The organism is Aminobacter sp. J44 (genome assembly GCF_007829415.1).
Taxonomy (GTDB): domain Bacteria; phylum Pseudomonadota; class Alphaproteobacteria; order Rhizobiales; family Rhizobiaceae; genus Aerobium.
On sequence record NZ_VLJG01000008.1, the window covers coordinates 32422 to 46652 of the forward strand.

Below are 14231 nucleotides of genomic sequence, written 5' to 3' on the forward strand. Positions count from 1 at the left end.
AGATCAGGCTGGCGCGCCGACGTTGATCCCTTCAGCCTTGAAGCGCTCGACGATCTGGAAACGCAGTTCGTTCTTGTACGAGGTGGTGCTGGTGATGTCGGCGACGAAGGCCTTGATGGTGAAGTTGAGCGCGGCATCGGTGAAGCCGTCGAAGGTGACAGACGGCGCCGGGTTCTTCAACGTCTGCGGATGTCCGGTGACGACCGCCGTCAGCACCGCATGCACGACGCGCGGGTCGTTGGAGAAGTGCACGACGATTGGAATGTCAACGCGGCCGAGACGGTTGCGATGGGTCCAGTTGCCTAGCGCCGCATTGATGAAGGTCGAGTTCGGCATGATCACGGTCTGGCGCTGGAACGTCTCTATCTCCGTCGCGCGGACGCTGATCTTGCGGACATTGCCCTCGAAGCCGCCCGCGACGATCCAGTCGCCTACCTTGAACGGCCGTTCGGCGAGCAGGATTAGGCCGGACACGAAGTTATTGACGATGTTCTGCAGGCCAAAACCGATACCGACGGAGAGCGCACCGGCGACCAGCGCAAAGCTGGAGAGATCGATACCCGCGGCCGACAGGCCGATCAGGCCGGCGATCAGGACACCGGCGTAGCCGACCGCTGTGCTGACGGAATTGCGTACGCCCGCGTCGACACGTCCGCGCGCCATCACCTTGCCGTCCAGCCAGCGCTGGAAGGCGCGGGTGGCGAAGTAGCCGACCATGAATACGACGATGCCGGTGACGATGCCGATCAGCGAGAAGGAGATCGAGCCAATCCGGATCTCGTTGGCGAAGTTATAGGTCCACGAACTGATGTCGCCCCAGCGGAAGCCCCACTGCAGGAAGATCAGCGGCAGGCCGATCGCCAGCACCATGATGTTGATCATCATCGACAGGGCGAGACCGATCTGATCCTCGGTTGCCTCGTCGAGGCTGAAACGATCACTCAGCTTGCGCCCCAGACGGCTGCGCTTGAACGCACCAATTTCGGAAATCGCGCTGGCCGACAGGTAGCCGATGTACATTGTCGTCAGGATCCCGCCGGTGACGACGATCTGCTGCGAGATGAACCGCGCAAGCCCGATGTAGCCGAGGAAAGCCGCGATGATGGTGCCGCCGCCGACCAGGTAAACAAAGGCGCGGAATAGCGGGTGCCAGCGCTTTGGTCGGCCCTCTTCGTCCTCGAACGGACGTACCCAACCAAACGAGATTACCAGCAGGCCGACGATCACCGTTGCGAAGAAACTCTTGGCGACGGTCAGCGAAAGCGGCGAGCGCATGATCTCGTTGACGCGGCCGCCGAAGAAGTCGCCTGCCGTGACCAGCGCTGTGAAGAAGACGAGCCAGAACAGGGTGTGCGCTGCGGGCGTGCGCACCGGCAGGAGCCGCCAGGCCGGCMGGCGCGGCGGGGAGAGRCCCCCCCCCCAGCCGGTAGACGAAGAAAACGACGGCAATGACGTTGAACAGCGCGATCATCAGCTGGTCGATGTCGCGCCTGAGGATCCCAAAGTAGTCGTAGAGGAACCAGGTTGCCGCGAAGAAGACCGCCAGTGCCGCCGTCGGGATCAGCGTCGACCAGAAGGTAACGGACAGGCGACTGAGGTAGGTCGGATCAAGCGTCTCCGGGTCGGCAACGAACGTACGCCCGAACAGCCGCCTGCCGCCGAATGAGAGCGCGAAGGCGGCGAGCAGCGCCAAGGCCGTCGCCAGGAGAACGCTCGGCAGCTTGTAGTTGAGGACGAAGCGCAGCCACGACGCGACCGCGCTCGTGAGCTTACCGCTTTCGGTGGCGAGGTCGCGCAAGACATCCTGGTTGATCGCCGCGCCGATGTCGTAGCGCCGCGAGAGGGTGTTAGCGAACAGCTCGCGCCGCGTGCGGGCGATCTCCTCCACCATGCCGCTGATACGCACCGACAGCGCCTCGGCCTCGCCCAGCAGCGTATTGATGCTCGTCTTCTCGGTGGTCAGGTTCTGGCGCTCGGCTGCAAGCGTCGCCGGCTCACCGTCGGCCGCCGCACCAATTTCGTCGAGGCGGGCGTTGATCGCTTCCAGCCTCGGCCGGAACGCCGCTCCGCTTCCCAGCAGCTCGCGGTTCATTTCCTCGAGCTGGGCGCGGATTTCTGCAAGCACGCCATCGTCGGTGGCGTTCAGCTCCATCTGCGCCTTGAGCTGGTCGGTGCGTTTTGCAATCGCTGCGATCTTCTCGCTCTGATCGGCAGCGGCGTTGTCGCTCTCGACGGCGAGGGTCGCCGGTGCCTCCGTCCCATCGCCAGCGTCCTGGGCCAGTGCCTGGCCGCCGAGCAGCAGCATCAGGACAATCAGGAGTCGGGGGATGGGGCGGATAGGCAGCGTCATGCGTGCGGGCTGTCCCGTGGTGAGTGAGCCCTCGCATAGTTAGGCGAGGCTGCGAGATGCGCAAGCGGACGGAGGAAAAGCCCCCGTCCCCTAGCGGACGAAGGTCACGAATTCTTCCAGCGGCGCGCGCTCGGTGCGCAGGCTGTTCTCGGGCTTGGTCGGATCCTCGTAGCCCAGGGCCATGCCGCAGACGACGATCTCCTCGTCGGGGATATTGAGTAGCGGCCTGATCTGGCGGTGGTAGGGCGCGAAGGCCGCTTGCGGGCAGGTGTCCAGTCCCCTGCCCCGCGCCGCGATCATGATGGATTGCAAGAACATGCCGTGGTCGATCCACGAGCCCTTATTGAGCCTGCGGTCGATGGTGAAGATCATGCCGACCGGCGCATCAAAGAAGGTGAAGTTACGATCGTGCTGCGCGCGCATTCTCTCCACCTCGCGCCTGCCGATGCCGAGCGCGCTGTAGAGAGCGAAGCCGACGGTGCGGCGTCGCGTCAGGTAGGGCTCGAAGAAGTGGTCGGGATAGTAGACATACTCGTCCCACACTGCCTTCTCAGGGCGGATCCCGCTGTTGAGGATCGCGTCCGTGACCTGCTGCTTTTTCTCGCCGGTGAGGACATAGACCTTCCACGGCTGCATGTTGGTCCCGGATGGCGCGCGCGAGGCGACGCGCAAGATATCCTTGATCGTCTCTTCGTCGACAGGATCAGGCAGGAACGCGCGTACGGACTTCCGCGAGTTCAGCGCTTCATCGACGATCGCTGTTCTTTCGGACATTCCGATCTTCGTGTCTGGTGCGAGCATGTCACGCCTTTTCGGTGCCTGAGGGGCAAATCGTTCCGTTTCGCGAGCGAGGCATAGGCGAAACCGTCACGCCAGGCAAATCCTTTGGCCCAGCAGGCGTGTGTGGGGAGGCTGGGATAAGCGGGTTTCATCGGCAAGAACGCGCTCTTGTCAGAAAAGCAGAAGGGTTCATCAAGAAAATTCGTGGTTCTCACCATCGACAATTCGGGTCCCTCCGAGGCACCCTACGTGTCGACGCTCTGGCACGAAGATCGCATCGCCGGGGAGACGCTTTCGGGCGGCTGGGGCCATCGGGTTGATCAATCCATCGCGCAGCTGTCTTGCAGTCCCCGGCGAAAAGGTGGAGTCGAGATCTTCGGCGCGCGCTACACAGCGACGATCCACCCGGACCGCCCCTTTGGAATTCGGAGAATGTGCGGCTCACGGCCTGAGCCGCCGCAGACAGAGAGACGAAAATGCCACGACTTTCATCGCGTGTTGCCGGAATCACCCCTTCCGGCAAGGACGGCTGGGAGGTTCACTTCGAAGCAATGACGCGCCGCCATGCGGGCGAGCCGATCATCATGCTGTCGGTCGGCGACCATGATTTCCACACGCCCGAGGCGACGGTGGAGGCTTGCGTGCGCGAGCTTCGCGCCGGGCACCACCACTACACGCAGCTTGCCGGCATTCCGCGCCTGCGCGAGGCCATGGCGAAAGCGTCGGCCGCCTGCACAGGCGTCGAGACGACCTGGCAGGAAGTGATCGGGACGCCCGGCGGCCAGGCGGCGCTGTTTGCGGCAAGCCTGGCGGCGACCGATCCTGGCGACCACGCCATCATCGTCTCACCCTACTACGCCACCTATCCGCCGACCTTCCGTTCGGCGCTGGTGGATATTTCGGTGGTCGATGCTCCTGCGGAGAACGGCTTCCAGCCGCGCGCCGCGGACATCGAAGCGGCCGTTCGCCCCAACACGCGCGTGATCCTCATCAACACGCCGAACAACCCGACTGGTGCGGTCTACACCCGCGAGACGCTGGAAGGCATCGCAGACATCTGCCGCCGGCATGACCTGTGGTTGATCTCCGACGAGGTCTACTGGACGATCGGCGGCAACCACCAGCACCTGTCGCCGCGCTCGCTACCCGGCATGGCCGAGCGCACGCTGGTCGTGAACTCGATGTCGAAGAGCCACGGCATGACCGGCTGGCGCATCGGCTGGCTCACGGGGCCGCAGGCGATCATCGAACGGATGGTCAGCCTCAACCTCGTTTCGACCTACGGTCTGCCGGACTTCCTGTCGCGTGCAGCCATCGATGCGCTGGAGAACAACCACGGCGTCGCGGAGATCGCGGCGCGTTACGCGGAGCGCCGCGCCGTGTTCCTCGACGCCGTGCGCAGCATGAACGGGATCGGCGTGCGCGGGTCAGAAGGCGGCATGTATGTCATGCTGGACGTCTCAGCCGTGGAGCCGGACGACGAAGCCTTCGCGTGGGGCCTGCTCAACAATGAGCAGGTCGCCGTCATGCCGGGCCGCAGCTTTGGCAAGTCGGCGAGCGGTCACATCCGCATCAGCCTTTGCCAGCCGGACGAGTTGCTGCGCGAGGCGGCAAGCCGCATCGCGCGCTTCGCCGGCAGCTATCTGGACAGGAAGATCGAGCGGCGCGCCTAAGGCAGTCGAGCGCCTTACCAGCGCTCGAACATGTCCTCGAACGGATCGCGCTCGCACGCATAGACCTCGCAGCGGTCGGTGTCGCGGGTGCTGATACGCCGCGGGCGCGGCACATAGGGCGTTTCGCAAAAGCCGCGCGCAGACACGAAGCGCTCATACGTGTACTGGCCGGTCGTGATGACTGCCGCGCCGCGCTGCCAGATCAGGTCCTGAACCTGCTGGCACGTCAATTTCCGAGCGTCCGGCCGCCTTTCCTCAGCCATCAAGGGCGTCGTCAGGGCGGCCAGCAAAAGCACTGTGGTTGCGATACGTCCACGCATGTGATGATCCTTTCAAGAACCGTTTGTGCATGATCTAGCTCGACTTCGCCGTTCGGATAGTGACCTGGATCATTGAACCGACACTTCAATCGATTTAAGAGATAATCACAGTTTGAGGAGGATGCCGTGAGCGAGACATTCGTGATTGCGCAGGGCGGCGGCCCAACCGCGGTGATCAACCAGACACTGGCTGGCATCGTGCTGGAAGCGCGGCGTCAGCATCCAGGCTGCCGAATTCTCGGATCGCGCTATGGCGTTCGCGGTATCCGCGATGGCGACCTCGTGGATCTGTCCAGCATACCGGAAGAGCAGCTCCGGCAGATCGCGGCGACGCCAAGTGCGGCGCTCGGTTCGACCCGCGACAAGCCGGATGCCGCCTACTGCGAAAAGATCCTCAAGGGCCTGCGTTCGATCGGCGCCACCGCCTTCATCTACATCGGCGGTAACGACACCTCGGGCACGCAGGCGATCCTGCGCGACGCGGCCGGTGGGGACATTGCCTTCGTCCACGCGCCGAAGACCATCGACAACGATCTCGAGGAAAATGACCACACGCCGGGCTTCATCTCGGCTGCCGAATTCGTCGCTGCCTCTTTCCTGTCGGTTGATCTCGACTTCCGCGCACTGCCCGGCCTCTACTGCGGCATCGTCATGGGCCGCCATGCCGGCTTCCTGACTGCTGCTTCGACCGCCTGGCGCCTCGATGACGACAGCGGTCCGCATCTCGTCTACGTGCCGGAGCGCGCCTTCGAGCGCCACCGGTTCGTCGATGACGTCAAGCGCGTGATGGCAAAGCACGGCCGCTGCATCGTCGCCATTTCCGAGGGCATCTCGTCGCCGTCCGGCAAGTCGATGGTGGAGGAACTGGTGCCGCCGGAAATGCTGGAGCGCGACGCGCACGGCAACATCCGCCTGTCCGGCACAGACCTCGGCCAGGCGATCGAGCGCGTCATCGCCGAGGACCTCAAGGGCATTCGCGCCCGCGTCGACACCTTTGGCTACCTGCCTCGCGGCAATATCGGCATGATCAGCCCGGTCGATGCGCAGGAAGCGTTCGACGCCGGTGCCTACGCGGTGACGGTTGCCGGCGAAGGCGGCGGCTCGGTCGCGTTGCAGTATGACGGCAGTCGCATCGTCACCCGCAAGGTCCCGCTCGAAAATGTCGCGGGCAAGACGCGCCACATGCCGATGGATTTCCTGGAAGCCGACGAAAACGGCCTATCCGCCGCTGGTCGCGCCTATTTCGAGCGCCTGCTGCCGCGCCGCTACAATCCGGCGAAACCGCTCGTCTGATCTAGCCGAAGCGGCACTCGACGGTGCCGTAGGCGCCAAAATCCGCGACGATATTTGAGCCGGAGGGGGCCTCCACCGGTCGCACGAACGAGCCGGACAGGACCACCTCGCCCGCGCGGATGCTGTCGCCATAGATCGCCAGCCGGTTGGCGAGCCAGGCGATCCCGGCCGCCGGATCATTCAGCACCCCCGCGCCAAGGCCGGTTTCCTCGACCTCCCCGTCGCGGAAGACGATCGCCCCCATCCAACGCATGTCGATCTGGCGCGGGTCGAGCCTCTGCTCGCCGAGCACCAGCCCGGCATCCGCGGCATTGTCCGCGATCGTGTCGCAGATGTTGCGGCTCTTCTTCGTCTCGGGATCGACACGCAGAATGCGGGTGTCAAGGATCTCGAGCGACGGCACCACGTAGTCAGTGGCGGCGAGCACATCGGCGACCGTCACGTCGGGCCCGGCGAGGTCCGACTTCATCACGAAGGCGATCTCGGCCTCTATGCGCGGCTGGATGAAGCGGCCCGCAGGTATGATCGCGCCGTTGTCGAACAGCATGTCGTCAAACAGCACACCGGAATCCGGAATGTCGATATTGAGCGCCTGCTGCATTGCCTTTGACGTGAGGCCGATCTTGCGGCCGATGATGCGCCTACCCTCGCGCAGCTTCCTTGCGGTCCATGCCGCCTGGACGGAATAGGCGTCGTCCATCGTCATGCCCGGAAAGCGCAGCGACAGAAGCCCGATCTGCTTGCGCGTCCGCTCCGCCTCGTCGAGCGCCGCTGCGGCCTGCTCGATCTCCTGCGGCGTCATTCGATGACCTCATCGGTGACGCCATTGCGCAGGATGCCGATGCCTTCGGCCTCCACCTGGACCACGTCCCCGGGCTTCAGCCACACCGGGGGATCGAGCCGCGCTCCTGCGCCGGTCGGCGTGCCGGTGACGATGACATCGCCCGGCACCAGCGTCGTGAAGGTCGAGATGTAGTTGATGAGCCGGCGGAACGAGAAGATCATCCGCGAGGTGCGGTCGTCCTGACGGACTTCGCCGTTGACCCGCGTTGTCAGGCGGATGTCGGCGATCTGCGCTTCGTCGGTAAAAGGAACAAGCCACGGGCCCATCGCGGCAGAGGACTCAAAGTTCTTGCCTTGGGTGACGTTGAACTTTGCATGCCGTACCCAGTCGCGAATTGTGCCTTCATTGCAGAGAGTTATCGCCGCAACGTGATTCAATGCATCCGCTTCCGGGATATGCCGGCCGCCCTTGCCGATGACGAGGACGACCTCACCCTCATAGTCGAGCTGCTCCGAGGCCTTCGGGCGGACCAGAGGGTGACCGTGGCCGACGAAGGAGCGGGGAAAGCGCGGGAACAGCGACGGATAGCGCGGCGCCTCCTGCCCGTCCTTGTACTCCTCGTTGCGGTCCGGATAGTTCACCCCGACGCAGATGATTTTTTCTGGCGAGGCGAGCGGCCTGAGGAACGTGATCTCGTTCTCGAAATAGGTGACCGGATATTTCTCGCCGAGTTCAGCAAGCTCGTGCAGGTCGCCCTTCTCGACCACGGCCTGCAAGCTCGGCCAGCGGTTATGGTACCGCGCGTAGAGGTCGATCATGCCGCTAGCTGTCATCATGCCATAGCGGTCGGCACCCTCGGCATGAAAGCTTGCAAGACGTGGTCGGGTCATGGGGGAATTCCTATGGCGCGATGATTGGCTGGGCCTTGAGCGACGGCTCCTGCACCTCGGTGCCGGGGAAGACAGAACCTTCCTCGAACCAGCTGCGCGGTGCCGGCGCGCCCCAGAGCGTCTGACGCTGCGGGTCCTTGAGATCCCAGCGGATCGGCTCAAGGTCCGGGTCGCAGGTCTGGTAGTCGGAGCAGTAGATCTCGATGCGGTGGCCGTCCGGATCCCGCACATAGAGGAAGAAGGCATTCGAAATGCCGTGACGGCCCGGGCCGCGCTCGATGTTGGCGAGATAGCCGGTGGTCGACATCAGATCGAGCAGGTCGATGATGTTGAGCGGCGTCGGCACCCAGAACGCGGTGTGGTGCAGGCGCGGGCCGCGACCGTTGGTAAAGGCCACGTCATGCACGCCGCCCTTGCGGTGCATCCACGCCGCCCAGAGCCCCCCGGTTTCGGAGTCTTCCGTATACTCCGTGACGCGAAAACCCATCTCGTTCCAGAATGCGACGGAGTCGTCGACATTTGTGGTGAAGAAGTTGAAGTGGTCGATGCGCAGCGGCTTCACGCCGCGATACAGCGCGTACTTCTGGTGGATAGGCGGCAGCCGCTCCMTCTTGTTGTAGAACTCGATCGGCACGCCGAAGAGGTCGGTCGTGCGCAGTGTGCGCCCCTGGTGCGGGCGCTCGACCCAGGCGATTGGCAGCCCCTTCTCCGCAAAGAACGCTTCCGCCTTGTCCAGGTCCTCCTCGGAAAAGACCTTGAAGCCCATCACATTCGCGACCGGCTCGGTGCCCTTCTTCAGGACGATGCTGTGGTGGCCGCGTTCCTCCATCGCCCGCAGGCAGAGCGTCTCGCTGTCCTCGTAGGTGACTTGCATGCCCAGCGTGTCGACATAGAACGCCTTGCTGACGGCAATGTCGCGCACGACGAGCTCGACGTGGCTCAGCCGCACGATGTTGAACGCTGGCGACAGATTTGGTGCTGGTACTGGCATGTGCTCCTCCGCTTTTCCTCATGCCAACTATGGCGAAGAAAAGCCTCTTACTTCTTGATTCTAATCAACCGCCGAGCTTCGGTACTGCGTGGGCGACCGTAGCGAACGAGATGTTCTTCGTCTCCATGTAGAAGTCGAACGACCAGTCGCCGCCATCACGCCCGATGCCGGAGCTCTTCATGCCGCCGAACGGCGTCGGCAGGTGGCGGACGTTCTCCGAATTCACCCAGATCATGCCGGAATCCATCGCATCGGAGAACCGGAAGGCGCGGGTAACGTCCGAGGTCCAGAGGTAGCCGGCAAGGCCGTAATTGACCTCGTTTGCCAGCGTGATTGCCTCTTCCTCGTCCTTGAACGGGATCGCGGTCAGCACCGGCCCAAAAATTTCCTCCTGGGCGATGCGCATGGTGTTGTTCGCGTTGGTGAACAGCGTCGGCTCGACATAACAGCCCTCGCCCTCGACCTTGCGCCCGCCCGCGGCGATGGTCGCGCCTTCCTGCTTGGCGAGGTCGAAATACGAAAGCACCTTCTTCTCGTGATCCGGATGGATCAGCGGACCGATCACCGTCTTCGGGTCGAGCGGATGGCCGATCTTGATGCGCTTGGCCTTCTCGGCAACCTTCGCCAGGAACTCGTCATGGATCGACGCCTCGACCAGCAGGCGCGACGACGACGTGCAGCGCTCGCCATTGAGCGAGTAGATCATGAAGACGGCAGCATCCGCGGCGCGCTCAAGGTCGGCGTCAGCGAACACGACCACCGGGTTCTTGCCGCCGAGCTCGAAGTGAACGCGCTTCAGCGTATCGGCGCCCTGCTTCATGATCAGCGAGCCAGTGCGGCTCTCGCCGACGAAGCCGATCGCCTTGATGTCGGGATGCTCGGTCAGCGCCTTGCCGGCCTCCTCGCCAAAGCCGTTGACGAGGTTCCAGACGCCCTTCGGCAGGCCAGCTTCCTCGGCGATCTCGACCAGCAGCCGCGCGGTAAGCGGCGAAAGTTCCGCCGGTTTGTGCACCACCGTACAGCCGGCAGCCAGCGCCGGTGCAATCTTCCAGGTCGACAGCATGAACGGCGTGTTCCACGGCGTGATGATGCCGACAGGGCCGATCGGCACGCGTGTCGTCATGTTGACCTGGCCGGGACCCCGCAGTGCCTTGCCGTCGCGTGCTTCCGGCGCGCGGTCGGCAAAGAAGCGGAAGTTTTCGGCACCGCGCAGGGCCGCCTTCGACATGAATTTCAGCGCTTGGCCGGTGTCCATGCACTCGACGAAAGCGATTTCCTCAGCGCGGGCAACGATCGCGTCCGCCACCTTGTGCAGAAGCTTCTTGCGCTTGTCGCCATCCATCCGCGACCATTCAGGGAACGCCGCCTTCGCGGCCTTGGCCGCCCGGTCGATATCTTCCGCCTTGCCGCGAGCAACCTTGGCCAAAGGCTTGAGATCGATTGGCGAAATCGTGTCGAAGGTCGCGCCGTCAGCGGCGTCGACTGCCTCTCCGGCGATCTGGTTCTTCACGCCCTCGGCGCGGAACCGCTCGAGCCAGGCATTGGCCTTCTTCAGGTTTTCTTCGAGTTGGGACATGGATCCTCCGTCAGGCGCCGCGCAGCCGCGCGTGCATAGAGTTCTTCTTCCAGTTGAGTGTGGGATCGAGCTCGTCCATCACGAACGACAGCGCAAAGTGCGGCGTCTCGAACAGCTCGGCGAGATAATCGACAGCAGCGGCATAGATGATTTCGCCGGCTGCCTTGCGATCCTCCAGCGAGCGCCCCGCCCCGACGCGGAGGCTGAGGTGGACATAGGCGTTGCGCGGATCGTCGTCGGCGACGACATAGTGATCCACACGCAGCGCCCGGACCCGGATGCCGCCGACCTCGAACATGCCGGTCCTGACCATCGCCGCATGCAGGGTCTTGCAGAGCCCGTGCATGTCGATGCGCTCCTCCAGATTGGCCGAATAGTCCACGGTCATGTGCGGCATAGCTTCCTCCTCTCGCCACGCGCTTTAATTAACGTGTGAATTAAAATAAGTTTCTTGTCAACCGGCGCCGGCAACGAAACAGAAACCATCTGTCAATGAACAAGTGCGACGATTTGTGATTGTGCCCGGTTGGACAAGGGCATGTCGCTGCGATAGCTTTTCTGCGTGCCGACTGCGCTTGTTCGCTGTATTTGCTCATCATTCGAAGCTTTCTGGTATTTGCTTCAAAATGAGCAGGTCGCGGGAGCCGGAGGCCTCGGCCGCAGCCGCCCGAAAAAGCGGACGGCGGTTTGCAATTAGGGCCTTCGGCAGTGAGTGTGTCGACAGTGCGAGGAGTATCTTGACCGACCAAAGCCCGCCACCGAGGCGCTGGAGCCGGTTATGCGTTGCCGCTTTGTGTGCAACCTTCCTCGCTGCGCCCCTTCCAGCCCATTCCTTTGAACTCTTCGGCATCCATCTCTTCGGCAAAAAGAAGACTGAGACCGAGGAGGATATGACCATTGGCGAGCCGCAGCCATACGAGGTCGATTTCTCCGTCGCCAATGGCACCGACGATCTCGAGGACATCCTGAAGGGCGCTTCGACCCTCTGGTCGGAGCGTGAGGAGCCTGCATCGGGCGCTGCTGGCCTGATCGCGAGGGCGCGCTCGGACTATCGGCGCCTGCTTGCCGCGCTTTATGGCGAAGGCCGCTACGGCGGCACGATCTCGATCCGCATCGACGGCCGGGAAGCTGCCGACCTACCGCCTGACGCGACCGTGGCTTCGACCGCGCAGGTCGCCATCCGCGTCGACCCGGGCCCGGAGTTCCAGTTCCGTGATGCCGAGATCATCAACCAGGCACCGTTCACGACTGACAAGCACGACATCGTGCCGGACCCGGCTGAGGAGGGCTTTCGCGCTGGCGAACTCGCCCGCTCCGGCACCATCCTTCAGGCCGAGCGAATTGCCGTGGAAGCGTGGCGCCAGCAGGGACATGCCAAGGCGACCATCGCCGACCGCCGTATCGTCGCAGCGCATGAGGCCGATGTCGTTGACGCCCGCCTGACGGTCGATCCGGGTCCCAAGGCCTATTACGGCCCGGTCATGGTCCAGGGTACCGAACGGATTGATCCGGAATGGCTCGCCTGGATGACCGGCATTCACGAGGGACAGGAATACGATCCTGACGATTTTAAGCGCGCCAGCACCCGCATCGCCCGTCTCGACGTGTTCAGCGCCGCGCGTTTCCACGAAGCCGACGAACTTGGTCCCGGCGGCCTGCTGCCGATCACTTACATCGTCCAGGAACGCAAGGCGCGCCGTTTCGGCGTCGGCGGCACTTGGTCGAGCATCGACGGCCTCGGCCTCGAAGCCTTCTGGCTGCACCGCAACCTGTTCGGCCGTGCCGAGCGGCTGCGTATCGAGGGCAAGGTCGCGGGCATCGGCGAGACGTTCAAGCCGGATGAGTTCACCTACCGGGTGGGCGCGACCTTCGTGAAGCCGGGCGTCTGGACGCCCGACACCGACTTCTCCGCTTCGATCTTCGGCGACCGCGAGGTGCTGGAAGCGTATACGCGCACGGCAATCACCGGCACCGCGGGCTTCTCACACATCTTCAACGACCAGCTCTCGGGAAAGCTCTTCGCCACCGCCACCCAGGCGCGCTACGAAGACGATGAGTTCGGTCGCCGCGACTTCACGACCTTTGGCCTGCAAGGCACCCTCACCTACGATTCGCGCGACAACGCCGCGGACGCGACCGAGGGCGTGTTCCTTGAGGCGAATGTCCTGCCCTTCTACGAATTCCAATATGGCAATCCGGCCATCAAGGCCGTTGCGGAAGCCCGCGCCTATTACGGCTTCGGCAAGGACGACCGCTTCGTTCTCGCCGGCCGCGTGAAGGTCGGCTCCCTCGTCGGCCCGTCGGTCGACCAGTTGCCGCCCGACCTGCTGTTCTTCGCTGGCGGCGGCGGTTCGGTGCGCGGCTATGCCTACCGCAACATCGGTGTGACTACGCCATCCGGCAACGTCATTGGCGGGCGCTCGCTCGCCGAAGCCTCGATCGAGGCGCGCATGCGCGTCACCGACACCATAGGCGTCGTCGGCTTTGCCGACATCGGCTATGTCGGCGCTGACACCATTCCCGATTTCAACGAGGATGTGCGCATCGGCGTCGGCGCCGGTCTGCGCTATCTTACGGGTCTCGGCCCGATCCGCCTCGACGTGGCCGTACCCCTGGATCGCCGGTCCGGCGATCCGAGCGTCGGCGTCTATGTCGGCATAGGACAGGCTTTCTGATGCGTATCCTGCTTGCTCTATTCGTCTTCCTCTTCGCGGCTCCCGCCTTCGCGCAGGATGCCTCGCCCGAGGAAGAGCGCGGCTGGCTGCTGTCCTTCATCGAGGACAAGATATCGGCGCCGAACCGCCAAGTGCGCCTGCAGAACATCCAGGGTGTGCTTTCCTCCGACGCCGTTATCGGCCTGATCACAGTGGCCGACGCCGACGGCGTCTGGCTGCGTATCGAGAACGCCCGCATCGTCTGGAGCCGTTCTGCTCTCGTCTTCAGCCAGCGCCTGCAGATCGACACCCTTGCCGCTGACCGGATCGAGGTCTTGCGCCGCCCGCTGCCGGACGAAAGCGCTCCCGCGCCCGAGGCGACCTCGTTCCAGATCCCAGAGCTGCCGGTGGCGGTCAATCTCGACTCGCTCGAGGTACCACACGTCGTATTCGGCGAAGGCGTCTTTGGTCTTGCGTCGGAACTGTCGGTCAACGGCCGTATCCGGCTTGAGGACGGGAATCTCGACACCGCGCTCGAGATCGACCGCCTCGATGGCCCCGGCGGCCAGTTCGACCTGACCGCCACCTACACCCGCGAAAGCGAGCAGCTGGACCTTTCGCTCAACCTCACCGAGCCCGAAAACGGCGTCGTCGCCAACCTTCTCGGCATTGAAGGCCGCCCGCCGGTGGCGCTTGCTGTGACCGGCAGCGGTCCGCTTTCGCAAATCGACATCGACCTCGCGCTCGACGCTGACGGCGAGCGCGTCCTCAGCGGCGAAGCGGCACTGCGCCGCCAGGCGGAGGGCCTTGACTGGTCCGCGGACCTCGGCGGCCCGATTGCCCGCCTCATCCCGGCACAGTTCCGCGACTTCTTCGGCGCAGATACGCGCCTCACCGCCAACGGCATCCAGCTCGACGCC

The 14231-nt window shown here is 63.9% G+C and carries 12 protein-coding genes; 3 read left to right on the forward strand and 9 right to left on the reverse strand.

The genetic code is table 11. The annotated features are described in order from the left end of the window. Window positions 1-3: 3 nt before the first annotated feature. The 3 genes from L610_RS04410 to L610_RS04415 all read right to left on the reverse strand — a co-directional run bounded on the left by L610_RS04410 (window position 4) and on the right by L610_RS04415 (window position 3151). Window positions 4-1020 (reverse strand): mechanosensitive ion channel family protein, encoded by a 1017-nt coding sequence (locus L610_RS04410; protein WP_186441325.1) that lies wholly within the window; start codon window positions 1018-1020, stop codon window positions 4-6. After that, the gene (locus tag L610_RS20140; RefSeq protein ID WP_186441327.1) at window positions 938-2350 is read right to left on the reverse strand and encodes a hypothetical protein; all 1413 of its coding nucleotides are present in this window, start codon (window positions 2348-2350) and stop codon (window positions 938-940) included. The genes L610_RS04410 and L610_RS20140 overlap by 83 nt, the downstream gene beginning before the upstream one ends. 90 nt (window positions 2351-2440) lie before the next feature. Beyond that, window positions 2441-3151: a nitroreductase gene (locus tag L610_RS04415; protein WP_024846557.1), complete on the reverse strand. Its 711-nt coding sequence runs from the start codon at window positions 3149-3151 to the stop codon at window positions 2441-2443. Window positions 3152-3606: 455 nt separating this feature from the next. Between L610_RS04415 and L610_RS04425 the strand changes: the two genes are divergently transcribed. Next, window positions 3607-4803: a pyridoxal phosphate-dependent aminotransferase gene (locus L610_RS04425; protein WP_144702816.1), complete on the forward strand. Its 1197-nt coding sequence runs from the start codon at window positions 3607-3609 to the stop codon at window positions 4801-4803. A 14-nt stretch (window positions 4804-4817) separates the two neighbouring features. Here the strand turns inward: L610_RS04425 and L610_RS04430 are convergent, their stop codons facing one another. After that, the gene (locus L610_RS04430) at window positions 4818-5123 is read right to left on the reverse strand and encodes a hypothetical protein (protein ID WP_024846559.1); all 306 of its coding nucleotides are present in this window, start codon (window positions 5121-5123) and stop codon (window positions 4818-4820) included. A 126-nt stretch (window positions 5124-5249) separates the two neighbouring features. Between L610_RS04430 and L610_RS04435 the strand changes: the two genes are divergently transcribed. Beyond that, window positions 5250-6416, forward strand: coding sequence for a diphosphate--fructose-6-phosphate 1-phosphotransferase (locus L610_RS04435; protein ID WP_144702819.1), 1167 nt, complete (start codon window positions 5250-5252; stop codon window positions 6414-6416). Between the two features lies 1 nt (window position 6417). Here L610_RS04435 and hpaH read toward each other — a convergent pair whose 3' ends face one another. From hpaH to L610_RS04460, 5 genes are all read right to left on the reverse strand, one after another. After that, entirely contained in the window at window positions 6418-7218 is an 801-nt protein-coding gene (gene hpaH / locus L610_RS04440) for a 2-oxo-hept-4-ene-1,7-dioate hydratase (RefSeq protein ID WP_144702822.1), read from the reverse strand. Next, window positions 7215-8090 (reverse strand): fumarylacetoacetate hydrolase family protein, encoded by an 876-nt coding sequence (locus tag L610_RS04445; RefSeq protein ID WP_144702826.1) that lies wholly within the window; start codon window positions 8088-8090, stop codon window positions 7215-7217. Before L610_RS04445 ends, hpaH begins: the two co-directional genes overlap by 4 nt. 10 nt (window positions 8091-8100) lie before the next feature. Then, complete coding sequence (gene hpaD, locus L610_RS04450) at window positions 8101-9081, reverse strand: 3,4-dihydroxyphenylacetate 2,3-dioxygenase (protein WP_144702829.1); 981 nt, start codon at window positions 9079-9081, stop codon at window positions 8101-8103. A gap of 64 nt (window positions 9082-9145) precedes the next feature. Continuing rightward, window positions 9146-10657: a 5-carboxymethyl-2-hydroxymuconate semialdehyde dehydrogenase gene (hpaE, locus tag L610_RS04455; RefSeq protein WP_144702833.1), complete on the reverse strand. Its 1512-nt coding sequence runs from the start codon at window positions 10655-10657 to the stop codon at window positions 9146-9148. A gap of 10 nt (window positions 10658-10667) precedes the next feature. Then, window positions 10668-11054, reverse strand: coding sequence for a 5-carboxymethyl-2-hydroxymuconate Delta-isomerase (locus L610_RS04460; protein WP_024846565.1), 387 nt, complete (start codon window positions 11052-11054; stop codon window positions 10668-10670). Between the two features lie 340 nt (window positions 11055-11394). Here L610_RS04460 and L610_RS04465 point away from each other — a divergent pair, with 340 nt between their 5' ends. Beyond that, window positions 11395-13332: an autotransporter assembly complex family protein gene (locus L610_RS04465; protein WP_371712949.1), complete on the forward strand. Its 1938-nt coding sequence runs from the start codon at window positions 11395-11397 to the stop codon at window positions 13330-13332. Window positions 13333-14231 lie beyond the last annotated feature (899 nt).

Coding starts and splice junctions, on each gene's coding strand:
- L610_RS04410 (WP_186441325.1), bottom strand. CDS start 1,020: ATGTACATCGGCTACCTGTCGGCCAGCGCGATTTCCGAAATTGGTGCG.
- L610_RS04415 (WP_024846557.1), bottom strand. CDS start 3,151: ATGCTCGCACCAGACACGAAGATCGGAATGTCCGAAAGAACAGCGATC.
- L610_RS04425 (WP_144702816.1), top strand. CDS start 3,607: ATGCCACGACTTTCATCGCGTGTTGCCGGAATCACCCCTTCCGGCAAG.
- L610_RS04430 (WP_024846559.1), bottom strand. CDS start 5,123: ATGCGTGGACGTATCGCAACCACAGTGCTTTTGCTGGCCGCCCTGACG.
- hpaH (WP_144702822.1), bottom strand. CDS start 7,218: ATGACGCCGCAGGAGATCGAGCAGGCCGCAGCGGCGCTCGACGAGGCG.
- L610_RS04445 (WP_144702826.1), bottom strand. CDS start 8,090: ATGACCCGACCACGTCTTGCAAGCTTTCATGCCGAGGGTGCCGACCGC.
- hpaE (WP_144702833.1), bottom strand. CDS start 10,657: ATGTCCCAACTCGAAGAAAACCTGAAGAAGGCCAATGCCTGGCTCGAG.
- L610_RS04460 (WP_024846565.1), bottom strand. CDS start 11,054: ATGCCGCACATGACCGTGGACTATTCGGCCAATCTGGAGGAGCGCATC.